The sequence below is a fragment of the Clostridium bornimense genome (assembly GCF_000577895.1).
In the GTDB taxonomy this organism is placed as follows: domain Bacteria; phylum Bacillota; class Clostridia; order Clostridiales; family Clostridiaceae; genus Clostridium_AN; species Clostridium_AN bornimense.
Genome location: NZ_HG917868.1, coordinates 2449010 through 2475643 on the forward strand (window position 1 = coordinate 2449010; position 26634 = coordinate 2475643).

25 protein-coding genes, 1 tRNA gene and 1 riboswitch are annotated in these 26634 nt (G+C 28.5%); of the genes, 4 read left to right on the forward strand and 22 right to left on the reverse strand.

Annotated elements, in window-relative coordinates; translation table 11 throughout:
* Nucleotides 1-13 precede the first annotated feature (13 nt).
* From CM240_RS11060 to CM240_RS11110, 13 genes are all read right to left on the reverse strand, one after another.
* Nucleotides 14-544, reverse strand: a complete 531-nt coding sequence (locus CM240_RS11060) for a CDP-alcohol phosphatidyltransferase family protein (RefSeq protein WP_044039137.1) — start codon at nt 542-544, stop codon at nt 14-16.
* Nucleotides 541-681 carry a hypothetical protein gene (locus CM240_RS17515; RefSeq protein ID WP_156930542.1) on the reverse strand — a complete coding sequence of 47 codons (141 nt, stop codon included), beginning with the start codon at nt 679-681 and terminating at the stop codon, nt 541-543. The genes CM240_RS11060 and CM240_RS17515 overlap by 4 nt, the downstream gene beginning before the upstream one ends.
* Nucleotides 682-773: 92 nt before the next feature.
* Complete coding sequence (locus CM240_RS11065) at nt 774-1505, reverse strand: MerR family transcriptional regulator (RefSeq protein WP_044039139.1); 732 nt, start codon at nt 1503-1505, stop codon at nt 774-776.
* Nucleotides 1506-1626: 121 nt separating this feature from the next.
* Nucleotides 1627-2118: an NUDIX hydrolase gene (locus CM240_RS11070; RefSeq protein ID WP_044039141.1), complete on the reverse strand. Its 492-nt coding sequence runs from the start codon at nt 2116-2118 to the stop codon at nt 1627-1629.
* Entirely contained in the window at nt 2111-2299 is a 189-nt protein-coding gene (locus CM240_RS11075) for a hypothetical protein (protein WP_044039143.1), read from the reverse strand. Before CM240_RS11075 ends, CM240_RS11070 begins: the two co-directional genes overlap by 8 nt.
* Before the next feature lie 21 nt (nt 2300-2320).
* Complete coding sequence (locus CM240_RS11080; RefSeq protein WP_044039145.1) at nt 2321-2863, reverse strand: flavodoxin domain-containing protein; 543 nt, start codon at nt 2861-2863, stop codon at nt 2321-2323.
* 153 nt (nt 2864-3016) lie between these two features.
* Nucleotides 3017-3118 carry a MetS family NSS transporter small subunit gene (locus CM240_RS17520; protein WP_156930543.1) on the reverse strand — a complete coding sequence of 34 codons (102 nt, stop codon included), beginning with the start codon at nt 3116-3118 and terminating at the stop codon, nt 3017-3019.
* A 3-nt stretch (nt 3119-3121) separates the two neighbouring features.
* On the reverse strand, nt 3122-4624 hold the full coding sequence (locus tag CM240_RS11085; RefSeq protein WP_044039147.1) for a sodium-dependent transporter: 1503 nt from the start codon (nt 4622-4624) through the stop codon (nt 3122-3124).
* A 197-nt stretch (nt 4625-4821) separates the two neighbouring features.
* On the reverse strand, nt 4822-5262 hold the full coding sequence (locus tag CM240_RS11090) for a GNAT family N-acetyltransferase (protein WP_044039149.1): 441 nt from the start codon (nt 5260-5262) through the stop codon (nt 4822-4824).
* 194 nt (nt 5263-5456) lie between these two features.
* Nucleotides 5457-6230: a PhzF family phenazine biosynthesis protein gene (locus CM240_RS11095; protein ID WP_044039151.1), complete on the reverse strand. Its 774-nt coding sequence runs from the start codon at nt 6228-6230 to the stop codon at nt 5457-5459.
* A gap of 177 nt (nt 6231-6407) precedes the next feature.
* Entirely contained in the window at nt 6408-6923 is a 516-nt protein-coding gene (locus CM240_RS11100; protein WP_044039153.1) for a hypothetical protein, read from the reverse strand.
* Nucleotides 6924-7088: 165 nt separating this feature from the next.
* Entirely contained in the window at nt 7089-7859 is a 771-nt protein-coding gene (locus CM240_RS11105; protein WP_044039155.1) for a class I SAM-dependent methyltransferase, read from the reverse strand.
* Nucleotides 7860-7965: 106 nt separating this feature from the next.
* Nucleotides 7966-8760 carry a hypothetical protein gene (locus tag CM240_RS11110; protein WP_044039157.1) on the reverse strand — a complete coding sequence of 265 codons (795 nt, stop codon included), beginning with the start codon at nt 8758-8760 and terminating at the stop codon, nt 7966-7968.
* A 412-nt stretch (nt 8761-9172) separates the two neighbouring features.
* Between CM240_RS11110 and CM240_RS11115 the strand changes: the two genes are divergently transcribed.
* Entirely contained in the window at nt 9173-9910 is a 738-nt protein-coding gene (locus CM240_RS11115) for an NAD-dependent protein deacylase (RefSeq protein WP_044039159.1), read from the forward strand.
* Between the two features lie 163 nt (nt 9911-10073).
* Here CM240_RS11115 and CM240_RS11120 read toward each other — a convergent pair whose 3' ends face one another.
* The 5 genes from CM240_RS11120 to CM240_RS11140 all read right to left on the reverse strand — a co-directional run bounded on the left by CM240_RS11120 (nt 10074) and on the right by CM240_RS11140 (nt 17660).
* Nucleotides 10074-10586 (reverse strand): TVP38/TMEM64 family protein, encoded by a 513-nt coding sequence (locus CM240_RS11120; protein WP_341349778.1) that lies wholly within the window; start codon nt 10584-10586, stop codon nt 10074-10076.
* A 284-nt stretch (nt 10587-10870) separates the two neighbouring features.
* Nucleotides 10871-12361 (reverse strand): methyl-accepting chemotaxis protein, encoded by a 1491-nt coding sequence (locus CM240_RS11125; RefSeq protein WP_044039160.1) that lies wholly within the window; start codon nt 12359-12361, stop codon nt 10871-10873.
* Nucleotides 12362-12445: 84 nt separating this feature from the next.
* On the reverse strand, nt 12446-13930 hold the full coding sequence (locus CM240_RS11130; RefSeq protein WP_044039162.1) for a methyl-accepting chemotaxis protein: 1485 nt from the start codon (nt 13928-13930) through the stop codon (nt 12446-12448).
* A gap of 141 nt (nt 13931-14071) precedes the next feature.
* Nucleotides 14072-17269 (reverse strand): non-ribosomal peptide synthetase, encoded by a 3198-nt coding sequence (locus CM240_RS11135; RefSeq protein WP_044039164.1) that lies wholly within the window; start codon nt 17267-17269, stop codon nt 14072-14074.
* A 316-nt stretch (nt 17270-17585) separates the two neighbouring features.
* Nucleotides 17586-17660 (reverse strand) — tRNA-Trp (locus tag CM240_RS11140).
* A gap of 218 nt (nt 17661-17878) precedes the next feature.
* On the opposite strand from CM240_RS11140, the gene tsaE reads away from it, so the two are divergent.
* Genes tsaE through rimI form a run of 3 tightly spaced genes read left to right on the forward strand, consistent with a single transcriptional unit; the run spans nt 17879 to nt 19489 of the window.
* Nucleotides 17879-18334, forward strand: a complete 456-nt coding sequence (gene tsaE, locus CM240_RS11145; RefSeq protein WP_044039166.1) for a tRNA (adenosine(37)-N6)-threonylcarbamoyltransferase complex ATPase subunit type 1 TsaE — start codon at nt 17879-17881, stop codon at nt 18332-18334.
* A gap of 2 nt (nt 18335-18336) precedes the next feature.
* Entirely contained in the window at nt 18337-19050 is a 714-nt protein-coding gene (gene tsaB, locus CM240_RS11150) for a tRNA (adenosine(37)-N6)-threonylcarbamoyltransferase complex dimerization subunit type 1 TsaB (RefSeq protein ID WP_044039168.1), read from the forward strand.
* On the forward strand, nt 19025-19489 hold the full coding sequence (rimI, locus tag CM240_RS11155; RefSeq protein WP_242838477.1) for a ribosomal protein S18-alanine N-acetyltransferase: 465 nt from the start codon (nt 19025-19027) through the stop codon (nt 19487-19489). The genes tsaB and rimI overlap by 26 nt, the downstream gene beginning before the upstream one ends.
* 155 nt (nt 19490-19644) lie before the next feature.
* Here rimI and CM240_RS11160 read toward each other — a convergent pair whose 3' ends face one another.
* The 4 genes from CM240_RS11160 to secA form a co-directional block, all read right to left on the reverse strand.
* A complete protein-coding gene (locus CM240_RS11160) occupies nt 19645-20244 on the reverse strand; it encodes an ECF transporter S component (protein ID WP_044039172.1) in 600 nt (199 codons plus the stop codon).
* A gap of 6 nt (nt 20245-20250) precedes the next feature.
* Nucleotides 20251-20369, reverse strand: a riboswitch (FMN riboswitch).
* A gap of 39 nt (nt 20370-20408) precedes the next feature.
* Nucleotides 20409-22577 (reverse strand): Tex family protein, encoded by a 2169-nt coding sequence (locus CM240_RS11165; protein ID WP_044039174.1) that lies wholly within the window; start codon nt 22575-22577, stop codon nt 20409-20411.
* Nucleotides 22578-22595: 18 nt separating this feature from the next.
* Nucleotides 22596-23721, reverse strand: a protein-coding gene (gene prfB / locus CM240_RS11170; protein ID WP_197537937.1) for a peptide chain release factor 2 whose coding sequence is annotated in 2 segments (ribosomal slippage) — nt 22596-23645 and nt 23647-23721 — 1125 coding nt in all. Because the reading frame shifts where the segments join, the coding sequence is not laid out codon by codon here.
* A 205-nt stretch (nt 23722-23926) separates the two neighbouring features.
* Nucleotides 23927-26440 carry a preprotein translocase subunit SecA gene (gene secA / locus CM240_RS11175; protein WP_044039178.1) on the reverse strand — a complete coding sequence of 838 codons (2514 nt, stop codon included), beginning with the start codon at nt 26438-26440 and terminating at the stop codon, nt 23927-23929.
* Nucleotides 26441-26634 lie beyond the last annotated feature (194 nt).

The following is a 26634-nucleotide window of genomic DNA, read 5'->3' on the forward strand; positions in this document are numbered from 1 at the left end:
TTAGTGCACCTCACTATTTAAAAAATATTCCCTTAATATCCCTATCTAGATCCTTTTTAGTACTATGTATTACTATTTCTTCAATACTAGCTAATGATGCAATAATACATACTAATGACATAACTAACAAATGATTTATACTTTTTAATATTATGATAGCAAAAAACAAAGATAACCCTGTTAATTTATTGCTATAAGTATGTAAAATAACAAACTTATGATATTTATAAAAAGCTATAAGTATTCCAATAATTCTAATAATAAATATTAATACTATCCATATAATAATTTCTAAAGGAAATTTTATTATAGGTACCAATACTACTGATAGTATTACAACCATGATAATATCTGCCCCTGTGTCTAGACTTGATCCTAATTTACTTGTAGTATTAGTTCTTCTTGAAATATACCCATCTGCACCATCACTGATTCCACATAATATATAAATAATATAAAATGTAATACTATATGGTTTAATGAACAAAAATGTTATTGATAAAAAAATTCTTATAATTGTTATTATGTTAGGAATATTTTTCATAGAATACTCCTTACTTCCTTAAAGCACTTTTTTGTCAGCTCCTCTAATTTTTTCACATCACTTAAGAAATTAGACTTTAAACCGTTACTAGTTTCAATTTCTAAATCAAATAACTCTTGTGAAATATCATTTTTCACTCACACCCCTCCATGAATTTTTTTCCATTTTGTATATTTATTATACACCTAAAAAGATAGACATTTCTGCCTATCTTTTAAATATTTTTTATTTACTTAGAACAATAAATTTCTATGGCCTTTGACATAAATTCAGCGGTACCTTCACCGCTTTTATCTATATTTTCTTTAAATCTCTCATCTTTAACATACATTATTCCAAGAGATGCTAAAATCTCTTTAGTACAATTATAATAATTTTTAGTAATATGATTTTGCCATCTCTTAACTAATTCTTGAACTTCTTCACTTTCTGGAGCTTTATCTTTATTATTAGCAAAAGCTTTAAAAATTTCATTAGCTTCAGCATTTACATCATTCCATTTATCCTTATCATAGTTTTTAGTCTTTACTTCGTATTCCTTATAGGCATCAGTTTTACCATAACGTTCTTTAACTTCCTTAGCATATTTCTTTTTAGTAGCTTCAATTTCTGTCATATCAAATTCTTTAAAACTCATATCGTTCTCTCCCTTTATTGTGTTATTTACGAGATTAATTAAATTATCAAGACGTTGTCTCTTTTTAATTAGCAACTTCTTATGCTTTTCTAGAGCATCAATTCTATCAAATTTAGGATTAGAAATAATCTCTTTTATTTCACTGAGAGGAAAATTCATTTCTCTAAACAATAATATTTGCTGCAACGTTTCAAGATTTTTTTCATCGTAAATACGATATCCTGCCTCTGTAATCTTACTAGGCCTTAATAAACCAATCTCATCATAATAATGCAATGTTCGTACTGTTATCCCTGTAAGCTTAGCAACATCATTAATCTTCAATTTACCACCCCTCTTCTCATAATGTATTTCCCTCAGTACAATTATTAAGATACACTATGACGCAACGTGAGAGTCAATATAATTTTTAATTTTTTATATTTTTAATATTCATATCCTTCTCCTAAAAATGTGTAACGATATGCTCTACACCATCTTTAATATTTAATAGCTTTTCTCTAAAAAATGTTGGATATGCTATATATTGATGTAATTTATCTATTGGTAACCAATGCATATGTTCACGAACTCCTTGAACATAACTATTACTATTTAATTTTTGTGTACCTCTTGGTTTCATAATATAATAAAATGCAACTTCATGACACTTAAGTCCATCTAATGTACCTGTTCCATTAAAAAAATTTTCATGTATGAAAGCTAATCTATCTATTTCATACTCTACGCCTGTCTCCTCTAAAACTTCTCTCTTTACAGCATCTTCAGTAGTTTCTCCTAGATGAACCCCTCCGCCGATAGAATAATAATAATCGTCTAATTCATTCTTTGCAAAAAGAACACATCCATCTTCAATAATAATTGCTGCCGCCCTATATCGGAACCATTTTCCATCCTCTTTGAAAGAACAATCAATATCATTCTTTGATTTATTCATCTTTTTCTTCACCTTCTTTTAAATTATCAATAAATTTCTCCATATCTTCTTTACTAAGAAAGTTATTTCCATTGTTATTACCACAATATAAACCTTTTTTAATAGGTGCTATCAAAAATCCAGTAACTATACCTCCAAAAAAACATGCTGCTCCTAACAATAATTTTTCTTTATTTTTCATTTTAGTACCTCCGATAATTTATTATTCTCTAATATAGTCTATTAGAGGTTTTATTGAATTTTTATCTGTAAAATCTACTTTTTTACCATAAGTCTCTAACATTTCTCTGTCTTCTTCTTTTAATTCTTCAGGACTCTTTTTTGAAACAGCTTTTTTTAACATTCCCATCATCAATTTATGAACAATAGTAAGCTTCGAATAATCCATACCACCACGCAAATGAAAAAACTTTACTTTTTCCTTCATTTCTTTTGTAAACACCTTATCTATAATATTATGAATTCCTTTAATATTTTCCTCACTGTCTGTATCTGCTAGCCCACATGTAAATATTATTAACTTTTTATCCTGAAATTGATTAAAATTATCTGTAATCAAGGAAACACCATTAATTCCACCGGCATATAAGCCACCGCCATAAATTATTGTGTCATATTTACTTAAGCTATCAACTTTTATCGATTTATTTTCAATGATATCTGAACCTAACTCTTCTGCAATCCATTCTGCATATTTTTTTGTTGAGCCATATTTTGATTTATATACTACAACTGTATTATTCATAAATTTGCCCCCTTTTAATTTTTAATACTTTATTTTTATATAAGCAATAAATATAAACTGATATATTAAATATATTTCTAATGATACCATATTTAACCTTAAATATAAAAAACACCAAATAATTATTTCTAATTATTTGGTGTTAAACTCAATTTATTTTTTATCGCATTTTATTGATATTGCTATAGTAGTAATTAAACCACCATATAATACAATACATCCAAATGATAAAAATGTAATTGCTACTGCTGTCATATTTTACGCCTCACTTTCATCATTTTCTATATGTTTATTTTTCCATGGTCTTCTACTTATTAATAAGGAACCTATTATACCAATTCCTATTATAGCCCATCCATATACAAATAATGCTGCTAATGAATAGCCTTCATATGGATTTCTAATTTCATTAATAATGCTGCTAATTAACATAAATGCTAATACTACTGGTGTTATATATTTAATAGTTATATCCCACCATTTTCCTATTTTGAAATAAGAAACTGAATTTGTATGATTGCGTATAGTATCTGGCTTTATTATCCATCCTATTACAAAGGCTTCTAATAATCCAACTACAACTATTCCATAATTGTTTATAAAGTTATCAATAATATCTAACAGATATAATCCTGCATTTGTAGCAAATGCTATACTTACAACAAAGCCTAATATACAAATCCAAGTAACTACTTTTTTACGGTTCCAACCTGTCTTATCTATAATTGGAGCTGTTACAGCTTCTACTAATGATACTGATGATGTTAATCCTGCAAATATTAAACACATAAAGAATAGTACCCCTAAGATATTTCCCCATACTCCCATGATACTAAATACTTTTGGGAATACAATGAAAGCTAATCCTATACCACCTGAAACAACTTCATCTATTGGTACTCCTTGACTTGTTGCCATAAATCCTAAAATTGAGAATACCGCTATAGCACATAAAAATTCGAATCCACAATTTGCAAATCCAGTCATAAATGCACTATTGTTTATATCTGATTTCTTAGGTAGATAACTTGAATAAGTCATCATTATACCCATACCGACACTTAAAGAGAAGAATACTTGGCCATATGCAGCTATCCAAACACTAGGATTTTTTACTTTACTCCAATCAGGCGTAAATAACTTATTTAATCCTAATGTTGATCCACTTAAAGTAACTCCTTTTACAGCTATTACTATCATAATAAGTATTAATAAAGGTAATAATACTTTGTTTAGTTTTTCTATACCACCTTTTACTCCTCTATAACAGATAAACCAGTTAACTGCCCATAACACCGCTATACCTATAAGTACTGGCCATATAATAGCAGTAAATTCAAATGGTGATGATGACAATTTTAAGAAATCATTATAAAAATAATTATTAGGATCAGAACCCCAACCTTTAGTAAAGCTTAATGTTAAATACTTTATCGCCCAACTTAAAATCATTGAATAATATGCTAGTATAAAAAATGCATTAATAGTCGGCCACCAACCAAGCCATTCCCATTTTTTATTTCCTCTTGCCAGTGCTAATGGAGTCGATGCTCTATATTTATGCCCCATACCATATTCTAATATTAATATTGGTATAGCAGCTGTTAAAATAGCTATGAAATATGGAACTAAAAATGCTCCTCCTCCATTATTATAAACTAAATAAGGGAATCTCCATATATTACCTAAACCTACCGCTGAACCAACAGCTGCAAGTATAAAGCCCATTTTACTTCCCCACTGCTCTCTTTCGTTTTCCATCTTGTAATTTCTATCCTTTCTTCTTTAGTTTAATTAATATGAATATATAGTATTATTGAAATAATTTCAACTTTTTTCGACATTTTATTGTATTTTTACATTTATTTTTTCTATTAGTTATATAAAAAAAAGATAAACTTTATCCATATGGAAAAATTTATCTTTTTTATGGTATTTCTAGTGATTGTATTAAAAAATTATTTAAATTCATAAGTATATATAACTTCATTTCCTAATTCCTTAGCCATTGCCCCTGTCTTCTTACATAAAATACTTGCTGGAATATTTCTGATATTTGTTGGCATCCATAATTTTAATATATTTTCACTTTCACAAATTTTCTTTATTTCATTTATTATTAATTCTCCTATACCTTTAGCTCTATGTTTCTTTAAAACTTTTATATCATATAGACACATTACATCATTTAATGAATCTAAGGATACTTGTCTGTATACAATTGCATATCCTACAACATTATTCTCATCAAGTGCTACGAAAAAATAATTATTATCATTATTTAAAAATCTAGTAACAGTATTTGCTTCTATAGTATTTAAATCCTCAGCTTTTTTAATTTTATTTATAGCTTCTATTACTAAATCAACATTATTAATAGTACATCTCAATATATCCAAATAACTCACCCTTTTCTTAATAATTATTTATTCATTATTACCTCCTTATATCAATATTGTATTTTACTTGTAATACGTTTTCAATTATATCTATATCTCACTTTCATTTTTATAACTTTTCACAATAAAATAAGATATTAATATAGTAATGTCTATTAATTTTTATAATAATAAAAGCTACTGTATTACATTAACTATATATTTATATCACCAGTCATATAAATCCTTGCACATCCTGCCACCTTTACACAATTACATTCCAACTTACAATATAGTTCTCCTTTTCTTTCTGATAATTGTTGTGCATAAAGTTCAGTACATCCTAATCTTTCGGCCCAATATGGAACAAGGCTACAATGGGATGAACCAGTAACAGGATCTTCATCTTTTAATTCTAGACAAAAATATCTTGAAACAAAATCAGATTTTTTCCCTTTTGCAGTAATAACAATTCCAAGCCACTTTGATAATTTCATTAAATTATCATAATTAGGTTTATAACCAGTAACTTCTTCTTCATTAGATAACACAACAATTAAGTCTCGTGAAGAATACAACTCATATGGCGTTACCCCTAAAAGCTTCTTTATATCTTCTGTAATTTCTATCTTTATAGGTTTTCTAATTGGTAGTAGCATCTCATATTTATTATCATCTCGTACAACTTTAATAATTCCACTTTGCGTTGAAAAAGTAACTTTCTCCATATCTTTATAAAAATAATTCATAAGAATAAATGCTGATGCAAGGGTAGCATGTCCACATAAATCAATTTCAAACTTTGGTGTGAACCATCGTAATGAATATTTATTTTCTTCTTTTAATACAAATGCAGTCTCCGGTAAGTTATGTTCTTTAGCTATTCTTTGCATTATCTCTGGACTAATTTTTCTATCTAAAATACATACCCCTGCTGGATTTCCTCCAAAAGCTTCATCTGTAAATGTATCAACCATATAATACTTCATACTCTAACCCCTCTCATCAATTATCATTTTTCTTATTTCCATAAGGCACTTACCTCCAAAGATTTAAAATAACTTTATCATGGTTTAGATTGTTATTCAACCCTTAATTTGGATAAATATAAAAGTGCCTATTTCTAGACACTTTTCAATATTTTTTACTCTTTTCTGCTATAAAAATTAACTTGTCTTTTCTATCTCTTCATTATATTCAGTCTCCTCAGCTTTACTATGAATTAGAGACATTACAGCTCTTGCAATTGGTTGAGCAATACATAATTCCACACCAAATGATATCGCAAAATTACGTGGCCATTTGTAAAAAAACATATCAATTGGTTCCATTGTAATAGCACCAGATCCTATCCATGTTCCTATTACAGTTAAAAATATTGACATCAAAAATACTGTACATAAAATATTAATAATAATATGTGCATTGAAGCTATCATCTTTCTCTACAATTTTTCCTGTCATCCATTCTGCTGGTTTATATGTTGCTAAAACAAGAGCAATTGCGCATATCCATATAAAAGGTATAACTTTAATGGCATTCTTCCAAATATCCAAACTAAAAGTCCCCATCTCAAAACATGTAATTAATGGTGCAATTATATTTACTGATATAATTGAAATAACAGCCATAAATAATGCAAACTCTTTCTTGTTACGTGGTAATTTCATGTAAAATTCCATTTCCTATTCTCCTCACTTTCCTATACTTTAAAGTTTTGCTCAAAAAAATAAAGCGCGAAATCAAATAATGATTTCACGCTGATCAATTATACGCATAAACTTCAATTAATACTATAATTATAATGATTTTATTAATTTTTGTCAAAGTGCTATTTTCTATTTCTATTACAACTTTCTTGCTTTAAAACAAAATGAAATTGGGAGCATCTTAGCCTTTTTTGTTTTGCTACTATTATCTCCAACTGACTTCATAGTTTCATCATCAGTTTGTTCAATCATTTGTTCAACAACAAATCCTGCTTCTGCCAAAGCATTAATATATGTGGATATTTTTCTATTACATAATATTATTTCACTTCCATCAACAGGCATGCTAAAGTATGCTTCGTCAAAATAACTTTTATTAAAAACTAACATATCATTTTCTATAATATCTTTACGCTCAGTACATGACCAAGCAACACAGTAATTCAATGTATGATGCCAACTAAATATAAATATTCCATCTTTTTTTAGATATGATGCTATCTTTTTGAACGTGCCTAATAGATCTGTTGTCCAACCAATACCGTATATTGAATAAACAAAATCAAAATATTCGGTAGGAATTCCTGCCTCTGCTTCCATAGGAGCACAAATAAATTTAGCTGTATAGCCATGTTCTTTTAAATATGAATCCGCATTTTCTATTTGTTTGTGTGAAATATCTAATCCCCACAATTCAGCAGCATTTCTATCAGCATGATATTTTAGGGAGTGTCCACTTCCACAACAAATCTCCAGCAGTTTTTTACCTGAAACATCTCCAAATAAATGGAGATCCTCTTCAGTGACAAATTTAACCCCGTATTCTGGAAGTGCCGTTGTTCCAAACCATAAATCTGCATTTGTGTCCCAATATGTTTTATTTATTTTTAGTATTTCATTCTTTTCCATGAGTGCCCCTTCCCTTTATATAAATAATCTATATTATAAATTCCTTATTATTTATTAAATAAAAAGTGCCTAATATATAGACACTTTTTCTAATTATTTAGACTACTTAACAAAATCTAACGTAAAATATCCTATTTTCAGGAATAAACCCACTACTAATCAATGTTACAATACTTTCCGTATTGCCATAACCGCATCCGGCTACAGGTATTAGCCCCTGTAATATAGCAATCTTACTTAAATTTATTATTATACTTCTTCCTACACCCTTATTTCTATGCTTTGGCAATGTAAAATTACCTATATCGCAATTCTTCTTATTATTTATCATCTTACCAATACCACCATATCCCAAGGTTTCATCATCACTTAGTATCTTATAAAATTTGAATTTTTCATCTTGAAAACACCCTTCCCATTGTTGTTCTGTGAGATTATTCATCAATTCATATTCACTTGGGCATACCTCTCTTATACATTCCATACCATATTCAGCTTCACGTTCTGGTTCTCCGTAAATAAAGTTGAAAGCTTGCATATCAAAGTGTGTTTTTAGTCTATTCATCTTTTCAAATGCAAGTCCAACATAATGAGAATCATTGCTTGCTACTAGCGCTGCCTCAATCTGAAAATCTTCTATTACCTTATTAAATATTTCTACTGATTCTTGACGTTTTGATGGAATAACATAAAATCCTCTTAACATCTTACCATCATCCCATGAAGTCCCAATAGAAAGAAACCCCCATACTTCTTTATTGTGCAGAATACTATATGCCTCACCATCAAACATCATACTATTGTGAAAGCCATCATTCTTATATCCCAGTTCAACAAAGTAATCTGTGCAAATCTCCTGCATTTTATCCCAGCTTGTTTTCTTTATTATAATATCCTTCATTTATCTTTTCTCCCTTCAAGTATATACAATTATTTTTTTAAATCTAATTTTAGTACTTTAGAGAGTATATAACTAATAAAAATAAGTACAAAAAAAACACATCCTATCATGTGTTTAACTAAGTTAAATTTATTGATATGAATAAAATAGCGGCACAATAAAAATGCATCCTAATATACCTAATATTAAATTAGTTCATTATTACCTCTCTACAATTTAAAATACTCATATGCAACTACCTCCCTATACTTATTTATATTATATAAGATTTTATTAATAAATATTATCTTATAAAACCATAATATTCTTTATTCCACTATTTGTCAATTTAAATTCACAATAAATGGTTTTTCTATTTTGTAACTAATTTCACTATGCTATAATTAATTTAAATAATATTGGAGATGATTTTATGAGTACAGCAATAGAAAAACTAACTCAAATTTTAAAAGAAAGTAATAACATAGTATTTTTCGGAGGTGCAGGAGTTTCCACTGAAAGTAATATACCAGACTTCAGAAGTTCCAACGGTTTATGGAACGAGAAACTTCAAATAAACTTTACTCCAGAACAACTTGTATCTCACACATTTTTCGTAAGGTATCCAGAAGAATTCTTTAAGTTTTATAAAGATAAACTTATATACCCTGATGCAAAACCTAATGCTGCCCATATTGCACTTGCTAAACTTGAAGAAATGGGTAAACTCAAAGCCGTTGTTACTCAAAATATTGATGGCCTACATCAAGCTGCTGGATCAAAGAAGGTTTATGAATTACATGGCTCTGTTCTTAGAAACTATTGCATGAAATGTAATGCCTTTTATGATAAAAAGTTTATTTTAGAATCAAAAGGTGTGCCTACTTGTCCTAAGTGTGGTGGAAAAGTTAAACCTGATGTTGTCCTTTATGAAGAAGGACTAGATAATAATGTTATAAGTGGAGCAGTTAAAGCTATTTCAGAAGCTGATACTTTAATTATTGGAGGAACCTCCCTAATTGTTTATCCTGCTGCAGGACTTATTGATTACTTTAGAGGAAAGAATCTTGTACTTATAAACAAGAGCACAACATCTGCTGATAATAAAGCTGATCTTGTTATTCATGATGCTATTGGCAAAGTTTTAGGGGAAGCTGTTAATAATTTATAAGGACTTGTTGCAATAACAAAGTTTTTAGTTTGTTATTGCAACAAGTCCTTTATTTAATTATATGCTGGTGAAAAATTTCTAAAAACTTTTTTGTGTTCAACTTTATTAAAAAAATTATTCTTAGGAATCTCTTAGACACTCTGCCTCATATCTGTTCATTCACTTATAAACCTCTAGTTTTTCTTTCGCACAACTTAACTTTTCTTATAAAGACTATAGCCATTATCACTATAATAAAAATTGTTAAGAACGTTTCATCTAACTTTATTATTTCAATAGAATATGCTAAAGAAATTGATGTTACTAACTTAGATATCATAGCTATAATAAGAAACTTAAATCCATTAACCTTTGCTATTCCAGATCCAATACAAATAACTTCATCCGGTAATATAGGTAATATAAATAACATTAATATTATTATTGTATCATTTCTTTCTATATAATTATTAAACTTCTCTAACTTCTTTTTATCAACCATTTTACTAGCAATATTGCCACCTACATATTTTGCAATAGAAAACATCACTATTATTCCAGCTATCGTACCGAAAAAACCTACAATAGCACCAATTAGTGGTCCAAAGGTAGCACTTCCTGCCATTATTGTTACTGGCTCTGGTATTGGTAATATTATAGGTTGTAAAAAACATGTAATAAAATAAGATAATAAAATTTCATATTAAATTTCCTTTCAACTTACTTTAGCTACATATTAAAATAAATACCTTAATGAAATACAAATAAAAAACTTAATATTTCTTAATAATTTATCTATTGTTAATATATACTGATGCTGTGATTTTGGTTTTAGTATGAAATAAAAAAATCCCCAGAAACTATTGAATATATACAATATTTCCGGGGCAATTTTTCTAATTGTGATATATTTATTTATTTTTTGTTATAAACCTTCTTATATTTACAGCTAGAAGTATCAATGAAACACTCTCTCTTTATTTAATATAGATTCTTTACTGATTCTGTAGTTTCTTTTAACTCTTCTGTTAGCTTAAATGCTATTTCAGCTTTTTCCTTAAAGTTATTAGATATACTTGAGCATTCTTCTGTTATAGCCATTGTTTCTTCAGCTACCACAGATATATTATTTATAGAATTAACTATAACTTCACTAGCCGCTGCAATTTCTTTTACTTCTTCGTCTACTCCATTTACCTTACTTAATACATATTCAGTATTTTCTCCAATTACATCAAAAATCTTTGTTGTCCTATGTACTAATTGATTTTGTATGTTATTAGCTTCACTTAATTTTTCTACTGACTTTATTGAAGTATCTAATTTTTCTCTTAAATCATTAGTTATACTAATTATATTTTCTATAGAATCTGAACTTTGTTCTGCTAACTTTCTTATCTCATCAGCAACTACTGAGAACCCTTTCCCACTTTCTCCTGCTCTAGCTGCTTCTATCGATGCATTTAACGCTAATAAATTTGTTTGCTTTACTATATTATTTATTACATTAGTAATATGAAATATATCATCAGATCTCTTATTAAGTTCCTTCATAATTTCTTTAACTTCTTCATTTGTAGCATCTACCACAAAGGCTTGACTACCTAATTCTTTAACAATCTCTTTGCTTTCTATTAAAATACTGTTAGTTTTTATTGAGATTTCACTCATTTCACTAGTCATAATTTCAGTACTTTCTATTTTTTCTTTAATATTATTTGAATACTTAACCTGCGTTTTAATATCATCACTATTTCTTTCAGCACCCTTAGTTATATCATCAAGTGCTACTGTAAGCATTGCTGACTCTTTTGAAATATTATTTACTATATCTAATACTTCCTCCATATTAGTATCTATAGTATTATTAATATTCATAACTTCATCTATTAGCTGGTCTTGCTTCAATTTAGCTTCATTTATATTATCTAAAAACTCCTGATTAGTATTACTAAAAAAGTTTACCGCTGATGCATTATTATATGAACCATATACAAATAATATAGTAGTTATTATTATAACAATATACGTAATAATTTCTATATTATGAAATCCAAGTTTATTTATATCAATGATCATTTTTATAATATTTATAGATATAATAACTAATCCAAATATTCTAAACTCGTTTTTTCTTCCGTATAATACATAACTAGATAGAAATGGAAATATAAAAGCAAAGTTTACCTCACTACCAACAAAATAAGTACCTATCCATGTAATTATATATACTACAAAAACTACAATTCTTATAATTTTACTTTTACTATCCTTTTTTAATAATAAATACGACCAAATAAAAGTTGATACTACTAAAATAGTATAAATTAATGCTTGCATCATATTTAATGATCCAGTAGTAGCCCCCATTATTAATGCAAATATTAATATTGGCGTAGTTACTTTCACTATCCTGACCAAATTAGTATTAGCTATGACATATAATCTAATTTCTTTTTCTTCTGTATTCATTTTATTTCTCCTTTGTAAATATTCTCATTTTATATATCGATATTATTTCATATTTAATTTAGAATATTTAAGAGAATTTATCTATTAATATAATTCTTTTACATTTTCTGTATTTTCTTTCAGTTCATTAGTTAATTTGAATGCTTCTTTAGCTTTATCTTTAAAATTATTAGATATAGCTAAACATTCTTCTGTTGCTGCCATAGTCTCCTCTGATGTAGCAGATAAATTATCTATAGCTTCTACTATCACACCATTAGCTTCTACTATATTATTTACCTCTCTATCTATTCCTTCTACTCTTTTCATAACATTTTTAGTATTTATATCAATATTCTCAAAAATCTCTGTTGTCCTCATAACTAATTCATTTTGTTTTATATTAGCTTCATTTAATTTTTCTACAGAAATTATAGAATCGCTCAATTTGCTTTGTAATTCATTAGTTATTGATGCTATATTCTCTATAGATTTAGCACTTTGTTCTGCCAACTTTCTAATTTCTTCTGCAACTACAGCAAAACCTTTTCCACTTTCTCCTGCTCTTGCTGCTTCTATTGATGCATTTAATGATAATAAATTAGTTTGCTTAACTATATTATCAATAACAGTAGTTATTTCCACAATACCTCTAGATCTTTCATCTAATTCATTCATTATACTCTTTACACTCATGTTGCTTTCTTTTACTACTTCGGATTGTTGTTTTAATTCATCTATAATATTATTACTTTCTTTTATTACTTCGTTTGTTTTTTCTGAAATAGAGCTCATTTCTGTAGTCATATCTGCAGCATAGTTTAACTTTTCTTGTACATCTTTAGTATATTGAACTTGCATTTGAATAAAATCATTATTTCTTTGTGATCCATTTGCTATTTCACCTAATGACTCTGTTAATAAATTTGATTCCTCAGATATATTATCTACAATTTCTAAAACTGCTCCTGTATTCTCATCTATAGTATTATTTAAATTCATTACTTCTTTAATTAAATTATCTTGTTTTCCTCTACTTATGTTTAAATCTTTTACATATTCCTTATTGATAATATCAAAAGAATTTATAGCTACAGTATTTTTATATATTGCATATATAAATAACAGATTTTGCTCAAAAATTATTAAATACGTATTTATATTATCTGATAATTTATCATCAAAAATCATCTTACATCCTGTTACTAAAAATATAATAACAGCTATCATCATTATGTATTTCTTATCTCCATATAATACGTAAGCTGTTATAAATGCAAATCCAAATGCAAAAGATACATAAAAATCTAATACAACATATGTATAAGTCCATGAAATAACATATCCTATAAGAACAATATTTTTAACATGTACACTATCTCTATTTAATCTATAAGTTATAGTAGAACTTATCCATGTAATAACTACTGTTACACTAACTATTATAGCTTGAACTAATGTACCTACTTTTGTCACATATAAACCTATTGTTGACAATAGTAGAATTACTGTGATTAATCTTACCATCTTTACTAAATTATCATTTGCTACTCTATTAAGCCTTAGTTCGTCCCTTAATTTAAGCTCCATCAGTTTTCCCCCTAAAAAATTTCATTTTTTTACTTTATTAACTTTTATCGTGATTTTATTAAATTTATTTACATTTTTTATTAATTTATTTCAAAAATAGAAAAATACTGTGTAAATTTAAAATTTACACAGTATTTTTGTTTATATAAAATTCTTTATATACTTTTCAATTAGAGCTTCATTCATAGGTTCACAACTCAAACCCGTTCCTTCTAACGCTTTATCAGTATTAGTAGTGTCAAAGTATGTTGGTGACATTTTCCCATATCTATTTACAAATTCTTCTTTTTCATTTTTCTTAGTAATTCTAAATAATGATTCCAAAAGTTTTAGTGGATGTTCATTTCCTGAATTAAATAAATTTTCTTTCCATTCTTCATAACTTAAAGGTTTAGCCTCATAACCACATTTATTTATAATTCTTCCAAGTTCACTGATAGACACATAAACACTATTCATTAAATTATAAGCCTTACCGTAAGCATCACCTTGTTTTGATATCTTAACTATGGCCTCTGCTATGTAATCTACTTGTGTCATGTGAATTTTAAGATCTATATTTGGATAAACTTTTGTTTGTAATATAGACTTAAATGTTCTACTTATGGAATCACTAAGTTTCCATATTCCTGTATCATTTGCCCCTGTTATTTCTCCTGGACGATATATTGCTGCTCTGAGACCTGCTTCTCTTGCTAAGTTAACTATTTTTTCACATACCCATTTAGTTTCACTATATGATAAGTAATAGCCTATACAGCTATCTAGAGGATCATCCTCCATAGCTACTTTTCCAAAATGACTTGGATTATCAAAAACGCTATATGAAGAAACATAATTATAATATTTAGGTTTTCCTGTACAAGCAAATTCTAATGTCTTTATTGTTCCTCCTACATTAGTATTTTTCAATCTTTCATATGGATATATAAAATTAAGTAGTGCTCCATTATGATATACTGTATCTATTGTTTCTGTTAATATCTTATATTTTTCTTCATCTATTCCTAATAATGGCTTATCTAAAGATCCTATTACTGGAGTAATAAATTCTCTATATTCTTCCTTCCATAAATGATAGTACTCCATATTATACTTAATTCTCTTTAAAGCATCTTCTTCACTTTTGGCTCTTACATGGCAGTAAAGTCTTGCTTCTGTTTCAGATAATAAACTATGGATTAAATATGCTCCAACAAAACCAGTAGTTCCCGTAATGAAAACATTTTTCATTTCCGGAGCATCATTCTCATATTTTCCTGGCTTAATGTTTTCATCTAATTTTACTTCATCATATAAATAACTTTTATCCTTTTCTAAATCAGTAATATCTTCACCAGCTAAAGTTCTATCAATATATTTTCCTATTTCCTTTATTGTTGGATTCTCAAAAACAAAAGATACTGGTACAGTGACATTAAATATCTCTTCTATTTTAGTAGTTAATTGTATTACTTCTAAAGAGTCCATACCCATATTTAAAAGGTTGTCCCCTATATTAGCATTATAATCAAATTCTTTAGTTATTATTTTGCCTAATGTTTTTTCAGTGTCTGTATTATATTCTATGTTTTTCTTATATTCGCATTCATTATTACCACGAGAACTATTTGCTATATTTAATTTATTTTCTTCATATAATTTTGCTGTTTTAGCTATAGATACTTTACCATTATCAGACTTAGGCAATGCTCCACTTTCAACAAGGCATATCTCATATGGTGATACTTCAAAATATTCTAAAACACATTTATTAGCCATATCTACAATATTGCTAAACTCAATACTATTTCTAAGAACTTCAGGCAATTCAAAAGCTAATACTAATCTTTCTTTTTCTTCCTTTACTATTGAGAAAGGTACTATATTTGCATATTTTAATGCTGGCATCTTTTCTGTTAACTTAACTACAATATCATTAGGTAAAATATTATTTCCATTAATTATTATAAGTTCTTTCATACGTCCAGTTATATAAATATAGCCATCTTTTACTATTCCAAAATCACCAGTACGTAAGAAATCTCCTTCTTGTCCTTTTAATTTAGAATAAAATGTTTCTTCTGTAGCTTTAGGATTGTTATAATACCCCTTAGCTACTGCTGGACCTTCTATCCATAACTCTCCAAATTCATCTTCTTTACATTCTTCTAAGGTATCAGGATTTACAGCTATTATCTTATGATGTTTTATTGTATACCCATTTCCAATAAACTCTATCTTATTTTTTGTATTCTCATTTGCTAAAACTAATTTTCCATTTTGATATTGATCAAAATCAATATCTAATATTTGCTCATCACAAAAATTACATACGCCAGTAGCTCCACAAGTAACTTCTGCAAGACCGTATCCTACTAAGAAGTCATATAAATTAATTCCGAAATCTTTATACTCATCTGCAAATTGTTTCATTGATGAATATGTTACTATTTCAGATCCATTTAATAGTAATTTTAAATTAGACAAATCTATACCTTCTAATTTATTTGCGGGTACTAATTTAGGATATGACTCATAAACTGAATTAGGCGCTAAGGTACTATCAGCTTTAAATTCACTTAAGTTTTCAATCCATCTTGAAGGTTTTTCTAAGAAATCTGATGGTGACATTATACCAATAGTAAATTCCGGTTTTATTATTGGAGTAAATATTAAATAAACTAAACCTAAATTATGAAAGAATGGAACCCATCCAAAAATTCTTTCTACTCCTAAAGGTTCTACACTACAATTAATAGCACTAATTAAATTTCCATATGAAATTAATACTCCCTTTGGGGCACTAGTTGATCCTGAAGAATATTGAATATATATAATATCATCTAACTCTATTTTCTCTGGAATAAAGTTTTCTCTCTTTTCACACTTTTCCACATTAATAACTTCTAAATTACTAAAGATTTCTGCAACTTCAACTTTCTTTTTCAATGCACCTAAAATTTCTTTTGCTTTGTTTTCTAATAAGTTACCACATAATAAAAATTTAGGATTACAAGACTTAACTACAGAAATGAATCTTTCCATTTTACTTGGATCTATTGGAGGTGGAATTATAGTAAATATAGCTCCAGCTAACATTGCTCCTACAACAGATAGTACATTATCTACAGTTTGTGTAGATAAAATCACTACTTTATCTCCTTTTTTTATACCTGAATTCTTTAGTTTAGCTGCTATATCTAGAGATTTTTTCAATAAATCTGATCTTGTTAGTTTAACTTCAATTTTTTTATCATCATTATAATGAAAAAAAGTAAAACACTGATTCTGCTCCATAGAATTGCTACTTAATAAATCATAAAAATTCTCTTGATTACTTTGTATATAGTACTTCATTTATACCCTTCTCCTTTTCCAGTTTATTACATATAGTGTAATTTTATTACATAATATGTATATTATATCCTGTTGTTTTCATAGTTACAAGAGATTGTTTCTATCTTTTTCACTTTTTCGAATTTTCTCTTATTTATTTAAAACTATATAATATTCAATATTTTTTTATGTATCTTTTTCTATTTTTTATCATCTAATTTGCATATAAATAAAAAGTATTACATAATAATTTTGCAATACTTTTTTACAATTCAATATCTTATAAGTAATTATCTTAATAATAAAAAAATCGCTAGTAAACATTACTAGCGATTCATGGCAGGGGCAGTAGGATTTGAACCCACAACCAATGGTTTTGGAGACCACTACTCTACCGTTGAGCCATACCCCTATATTTATTTAAAGTGATTTGTCACAATGATTATTATATATATAATAATCTAAAAATGCAAGTACTTTTTTATATTAATTAACTTTTTGGGCAGAATTAATTATTATGCAACTAATATATGGTTAAAAGTACATTAAGTTTCCATATAATCAACTATAAAAATATTTTCTTTGATAAAAGTAGTAATTAATAGTAAAATAAGCTTCGAGGTGAATTCTATGAAATTTATAACACATACTGAAGAAGAAACTATAAATCTAGGCTATAAAATAGGTTGTCATCTACAATCAGGTGCTGTTATTTGTATAGATGGAGATCTTGGTACAGGTAAAACCCATCTTACTAAAGGCTTAGCAAAAGGCTTAGATATTGATGAATATATAACTAGTCCTACATTTACTTTAGTTAACGAATATGATGGCAGATTAAAATTATATCATTTTGATGTTTATAGAATTGATGATCCTTATGAAATTGAAGCTATTGGATTTGATGAATATATATATTCAGATGGAGTGTCAATTATAGAGTGGTCTTCCATCATAGAAGATTTATTGCCAAGTGATAGATTAAATATCAAAATATCTAAAAATTTAGAGCTTGGATTAGACTACCGTGAAATATCAATAGACATAGTAGGCAATAAACTAAATTATCTTAAGGAGGTCCTATAATTTTGAAACTTCTATGTGTAGATTCTTCTAGTGAAACAGCTTCCGTAGCTGTTATTGAAGATAATAAAATATTAACTGAACTTACGTATAACGATAAAAAACAGCATTCTGTTATTCTAATGACTTTAATAGACTCTGCAATAAAAAATAGTGGTAACACAATTTCTGATATAGATGGATTTGTCGTTTCTAAAGGTCCAGGATCATTTACTGGCCTTAGAATAGGTATGTCCACTGTTAAAGCCTTAGCTCATGGAAGTAATAAGCCTTATGCATCTATATCTACATTAGATGCCCTTGCTTATAGCATTCCTGAATTTAATGGTATAATATGTCCTTTGTTTGATGCTTTAAGAAATAATGTATATACGGCCTTATACAAAAAAACTAATGGAGAACTATTACCTATCTGCGACTATGATGCCATCGAAATATCAGAATTAATTAATAAACTTAATTCATTAGGTGAGCCAGTTCTATTTTTAGGTGATGATTGTTTTAAATTTAAAGATATGTTATCTGAAGTTAAATTAGGAACCTTTGCTTCCCCATTCAACAATTTAGTTCGTGCCTCTTCTCTTGGATTTATAGCAATGGATAAATTCAAAAATAATGATTTTAATAATTTAGATGAAGATGCTCCTCTTTATATTAGAGTGTCTCAAGCAGAAAGAGAATACATCAATAAACATGGAAAAACAGTATATGAAGAATAATATTTTTATTGATGATTTACGTCTTGAATATATTGATGCTATCTATGAAATTGAAACAATGTCTTTTTCATTACCTTGGAGTAAAGATAGTCTAATAAAAGAATTAGATAATAAAAATGCTCACTATTTTATTGCTCTATTAGATGGAAAAGTAGTTGGATATATAGGTCTGTGGGAAATTATCGATGAAGGCCATATAACTAACATCGCTATCCACCCTAACTTTAGGGGACATGGTTTTGGAAAAATACTATTAACATCAGCCGTTGATTACTGTAAAAACAAAAACTTTTATGGTATAACCCTTGAAGTGCGTGTCTCAAATACAATTGCCATAAATCTTTATGAATCTCTTGGCTTTGTTAACTGCGGTATTAGAAAGAAATTTTATACCGATAACAACGAAGATGGAATTATTATGTGGAAATATTTTAGATAATTTATAATCATGTGATTTTGAACTTGATAACTGATAACACTGATTTCAAAAAACAACACTTAAGTATAATAGCTTTATATATGAAAAAAACTAATACTTTCTTACCACTATTAACTAAAAAGTGATGTCGCATAAACTGCAACATCACTTTTCTATTATAAAGCTTTCTTTTCTTTTTCAATAATTGATGATAATGGTTTTATTATTACTGCTGTTACTACTGCGACTATAGTTCCTTTAAGCACGTTAAATGGCGCTATACTTAAAATTACTAAAGATTTTACGTTTGTTATAGAACTGTTTATCGCCGCACCCATAGCAACGAAATCATTAAGATTCCATCCCATTACTTTTTCGTATAATGGTAAAAATATAAAATAATTACCTATAGCAGCTACTAATACCATAAATACAACTCCTAATATAGATGATACTAATAACTTAAATTTAATATTTGTACGATTATAGATCAACCCTACTGGAATTACAAAAGCGGAACCTACTATAAAGTTTGCTAATTCTCCTACAAATCCTGTTGATGTCATAAGAATACCATGAAGCAAGTTTTTTATAAGTTCTATTATTACACCTGCTACTGGTCCATAAATTATAGCTCCTACAACTGCTGGTATATCAGATACTTCTATCTTTAAAAAGCTCGGAAATATAGGTAATGGCACTTCTATAAACATAAATATTAATGCCAATACACTAAGTATTGATATTTTTACCATTTTATTAAGTTTTTTATTCATTTTTATTCTTCCCTTCTTCCTTCCAGACTTTACTGTTGGCTCCGGAGTTTAACCGAATCTGCTTTACTAAAAGCTCGCGGGCTATACCGCCAGTATAGGAATCTCACCTATCCCTGAAGTTTTCTTTTATTATACTACAATGAAAATTATAGGACAACATCCTATTAGTTAGTTAATCCCTTCATAGTTAAAGATATCCTTCCTCTTTCTTTATCTATTTCTAAAACTTTAACATTTACTATATCACCTACTGATACAACATCAAGAGGATGCTTTACAAATTTATCTCTCATTTGGCTTTTATGAACTAAGCCATCTACATGGACACCAATATCTACAAATGCTCCAAAGTCTGCTACATTTCTAACAGTACCTTTAAGCTCCATTCCTGGAGTTAATTGATCTACTTCTATTACTCCACTTTTTAATATCGGCTTTGGCATTTCTTCTCTTGGATCTCTACCTGGCTTTTTAATTTCTTTAATAATATCTTGAAGAGTTATTGATCCTAACCCTGTTTCCTCTTCTATTTTAGATAATCCTACTTCTTCTATCTTTTTATCAATATCTTGAAGATTATTTTCTCTAACATCATTTTCATTATATCCTAATATAGATAAAAGCTTCTTAGCACCTTCATAAGATTCTGGATGCACTGAAGTATTATCTAAAACTTCTTTACTTTCCATAACTCTTAAGAATCCAGCACATTGTTCATAAGCCTTTGGTCCTAGTCTTTTAACTTTTAAAAGTTCTTTTCTTCCTGAAAATTTTCCTTTTTCTTCTCTATAAGCTACTATATTTGCCGCTATAGCTGGAGTTATTCCAGATACATAAGATAAAAGTGATGGCGTAGCCACATTTAAATCTACTCCTACAGTGTTAACAGCATCTTCAACAACCCCTGTTAATGATTCATTTAATTTCTTTTCGTTAACATCATGTTGGTATTGACCTACCCCTATAGATTTAGGATCAATTTTTACCAACTCTGCCATAGGATCTTGTAATCTTCTTCCTATAGAAATAGCTCCTCTAAGAGATACATTTATATCTGGATATTCCTTTGATGCTAATTCTGATGCAGAATAAACAGAAGCCCCAGCTTCACTTACAATAACATAATATATTTCTTTTCCAGTCTCTCTCTTTATCTCATCTATAATTTCTGCTATTATCTCTTCACTTTCTCTAGATGCAGTTCCATTTCCTAAAGATACAACTTCTACATTGTATTCTTTCATCATTGCTTTAAGCTTTTCTCTCTCTTTAGCTACTTGATCTTTACTATTAGCTGTAATATGAATAGTTTCTGTAGTAAGTATCTTACCTGTTTCATCTAATATAGCAGTCTTACATCCCGTTCTAAAACCTGGGTCAAATCCTAACACAATTTTCCCTTTTATCGGTGATTGTAGCATTAATGCTTTAAGGTTTTTCTTAAAGATATTAATAGCCCCTTCTTCAGCCTTTTCCCATAATTCATTTCTTATTTCTCTCTCTATTGATGGGAATATTAATCTTTTATAACCATCTTTTATAGCCATTTCAATATATGGGTCTGTTTCATCATTATCCTTTAAAAGATTGCTTCTTAAGTAATTTAATATAAACTCTTCATCACCAACAATTTTTACTGAAAGAACTTTTTCATCTTCTCCTCTGCTTATAGCAAGAATTCTATGAGATGGTATCATATTAACTTTCTCTTTATATTCATAATACATCTCATATGGTGTTCTTTCTTCACTATTTCCGCTACTTTCAATAAATCCTTTATTAGTTAAATAGGTTCTTATCCACTTTCTAAAAGAAGCTTCATCTGAAATCATTTCACTTATTATATCTACAGCTCCTGCTAATGCTTCATCTGCAGTATTTACTTTTTTCTCTTCGTCTATAAATTCACTAGCATACTCTTTAATGTCACCTTTAAATTCGCCTTCAAAGATAACTTCTGCTAATGGTTTTAATCCTTTTTCTACTGCTATACTTGCTCTTGTCTTCTTCTTTTGCTTATATGGTCTATATAAATCTTCTACTTCAGTAAGAGTCTCAGCAGCATCTATTTGTGAAGATAACTCTTCAGTTAATTTCCCTTGCTCTTCTATTAAAGATTTTACACTTGCTTTTCTATCTTGAAGATTCTTTAAATAGTTTAATCTTTCATATAAATCTCTTAATTGAACATCTGAAAGTCCACCAGTAGCCTCTTTTCTATATCTAGCTATAAAAGGTACTGTAGCTCCTTCATCTAGAAGATCAATAACACTTCTTATATATTTTTCTTGTATTCCAAATTCTTTAACTAACTTATCTATTATAAAATCCATTATTTCCTCCACTATTTTTTACTCTTCTTCTTTTACTTCTGAAGGATTTTTTAGATATTCAATAATGAAGTTATCTAAATTTCCATCCATTACAGAAGAAACATCATTAACTTGTACTCCAGTTCTATGATCCTTAACCATAGTATATGGATGTAATACATAAGACCTTATTTGACTACCCCATCCCATGTCTTTTAGGTCTCCTGTTAAATCCTCTATCTTTTCTTTATGTGCTCTCTCTTTAAGTTCTACTAACTTAGCTTTTAACATATTCATAGCTGTTTCTCTATTTTGTATTTGGCTTCTCTCACTTTGACATGCAACGATTATACCTGTTGGAATATGAGTTATTCTTACCGCTGATTCTGTCTTATTTACATGCTGACCTCCAGCACCAGATGCTCTATAAGTATCTACTTTTAAGTCTTCTGGTCTTATTTCTACATGTTTATTTTGCTCAGTTGACAGTTCTGGTATAACCTCCATAGACGCAAAAGATGTTTGTCTTTTTCCATTAGCATTAAAAGGTGATATTCTTACTAATCTATGAATTCCTCTCTCTGCTTTAAGATATCCATAAGCAAATTCACCAGTGATTTTTAACGTAACGCTTTTTATTCCTGCTTCATCTCCCACTAAAAGATCTAAAGTTTCTACTTTATATCCTTTCTTTTCACAGTATCTTGTATACATTCTTAAAAGCATTTCTGTCCAATCCATAGCATCAGTACCACCAACCCCGGCATGAAGAGTTAAAATAGCATTATTAGTATCATATTCCCCAGATAACATCAATCTTATTTTCATTTCTTCTAGTTCGTTACTTAAATCTTTTATTTCACTAAAAGCTTCAGATACTAAGTCTTCATCGTCTTCTTCCTTAGCCATCTCTAATAATACTTCAATATCTTCATACTTAGATAAGTATTCTTCGTATTTCTCAACAGTATCTTTTATATTTTTAGCCTTTTGAGTAGTTTCTTGAGCTCTTTCTATATCATCCCAAAAACCATCTTCTTGCATCCTAGCCTCTAATTCCTCTACATTAAGTTTTAGTCTAGGGATGTCAAAGTGAATCCCCCACTTCTTTAATAATTACATCGATATTTTTTATTAAACTCATTGCTTCATCTAATTGAATCATTAAAATCACATCCTTTTCAGTACACAGTTCACAGTGCACAGCACTGTAAATAGTGATTACTTCTTTTATTTTTATAGTATGGTTAACTATTCAGTTTTCATTATACAGTTGTCATGTGTAGTTTTGCTGTAGCAACAATTATATAACAAAAAAAATTCACAATTCACAATTTTAAATTGTGAATTGTGAGTTGTACAGTATTATTTTATTTTCCTCTTCCACAGCAGTTTTTATACTTTTGACCTGATCCACATGGACATGGATCATTTCTTCCTATTTTAGGCTCTGTTCTCTTTTTAGGTTCATTTGCTGCTGCTTCATCATAATTTGTTGTAGTTTCTACAGCTACTCTTTCTCTTTCAATTTGTGGCTCTTTCTTCTCTATTTCTATATGATATAGATATCTAACAGTATCTAATTTAATACCTTGAATCATTTCTTCAAACATTTCAGATCCTTCAAATTGATATGCTTGAACTGGATCTTGTTGCTTATAAGATCTAAGACCTATATATTGTTTTAAATGTTCCATACTGTCTATATGATCCATCCATTTTGTATCTACTACTCTTAAAAGAATAACTCTTTCTATTTCTCTCATTTCATCTTTAACAATTTCTTCTCTAGCTGCATAAGCTTTCATAACAACTTCTTTATAATATTTTATTATTCCTTCATTATCTAAGTTGTCTAAATCTTCTTCTTTTACAGCTCCTTTTAGCAAGAATAAATCATCAAAGTAAGCAATTAACTTCTTAATTTCATCATCTACAGACTCTTCTACACCTGTTAAGTGTCCATTAACCCCAGATTCAACTACATCTTCAATCATTGCCATTATATAATCTTTAAGGTTTTCTCCTTGTAATACAGAATTTCTTTGAGCATAAATGATTTCCCTTTGTTTATTCATTACATCATCATATTGTAATAATGATTTTCTTACATCAAAGTTATTACCTTCTACTTTCTTTTGAGCACTTTCAATTGCAGAAGATACCATTTTACTTTCAATAGCTTCATTTTCTTCTAATCCAAGTTTCTCAACTACACCTTGAATTCTTTCAGATCCAAAGATTCTCATTAAATCATCTTCAAGAGATACATAGAATCTAGATTCACCTTTATCTCCTTGTCTTCCTGAACGTCCTCTAAGCTGATTATCTATTCTTCTTGATTCATGTCTTTCAGTACCGATTATTTTTAATCCGCCTACTTCTAAAACACCTTCTCCAAGCTTAATATCTGTACCTCTACCAGCCATATTAGTAGCTATAGTAACGGCACCTTTTTCACCAGCTCTAGAAATGATTTCTGCTTCTTTTTCATGGTATTTAGCATTTAATACTTGGTGAGGAATTCCTCTTTTCTTAAGTAATGAAGATACAAGTTCAGAATTTTCAATAGAAACTGTACCAACTAACATTGGCTGACCAGTTCTATGAGTCTCTTCAATTTCATTAACAATAGCTTCAAATTTACCTTTTGTTGTCTTATAAACAAGATCCGGTTGATCTATTCTTGCTATTGGTAAATGTGTTGGTATTTCTAAAACATCTAATCCATAGATTTCTCTAAATTCATTTTCTTCTGTTATAGCTGTACCAGTCATACCTGCTAATTTATTGTACATTCTGAAGTAGTTTTGGTATGTGATTGTAGCAAGTGTTTTAGATTCACTTTCAATCTTAACTCCTTCTTTAGCTTCAATAGCTTGATGAAGCCCATCACTATATCTTCTTCCTTCCATAACTCTTCCTGTAAATTCATCTACAATAACAACAGAGTTATCTTTTACTATATAATCAATTTCATTATTCATTATATAATTAGCTCTTAATGCTTGAACAGTATGATGTTGAATTCTCATATTTTCTGCATCAGCATAGTTATCTATATGATAATATTTTTCTGCTTTTTCTACACCAGCATCAGTTAAAATAACTGATTTAGTTTTTTCATCTATAGTAAAATCTTCTTCCTTTTTTAAAGTTTTTACGAAAAAGTCTGCAACTTTATAAAAGTCAGTAGATTTTTCTCCTTGACCTGATATTATAAGAGGAGTTCTCGCTTCATCTATTAATATAGAGTCCACCTCATCGACAATTACATAGTTTAATCCTCTTTGTACTTTTTCTTCTAAGTACACCACCATGTTATCTCTTAAGTAATCAAATCCAAATTCTGAATTTGTACCATATGTGATATCACAATTATAAGCTTCACGTCTTTGATCTCCAGTAAGGCCATGTAGTATAACCCCTGTTTCTAGGCCTAAAAATCCATATACTTGTGACATTTGATCTCTATCTCTTTTAGCTAGATAATCATTTACTGTTATTATATGTACTCCTTTTCCTGTCAAGGCATTCAAATATGCTGGTAAAGTAGCAACTAATGTTTTACCTTCACCAGTTTTCATTTCAGATATTCTTCCTTGATGTAATACAATTCCACCAATAAGTTGTTCTCTATAAGCTTTTAGCCCTATTGCTCTATAAGCTCCCTCTCTAACAACTGCAAAAGCTTCTGGTAAAATATCATCTAATGTTTCACCATTTTTTAATCTTTCTTTGAATTCTGTTGTCTTATCTCTTAACTCTTCATCAGAAAGATTTTGCATTGTACTATCTAATGCTTCTATCTTGTCAACAAGAGGCAATATACCTTTTACTTGTCTCTCACTATATGTTCCAAAAATTTTCGAAAATAAACCCATCTCATTTCATCTCCACTATTTATTTATAATCCTTTTGATTATAACACTTTAATTGTTTTTATTTCAATCAATTAACAATATTTTTATTGTTTTTTTACATCTTTTAACTGTTTTTTTGCTATTTATAGTATATTCTATTATATAATATATAATAGAAAAAATATCTTCTAGTTATTAATACTACTTTATTTACT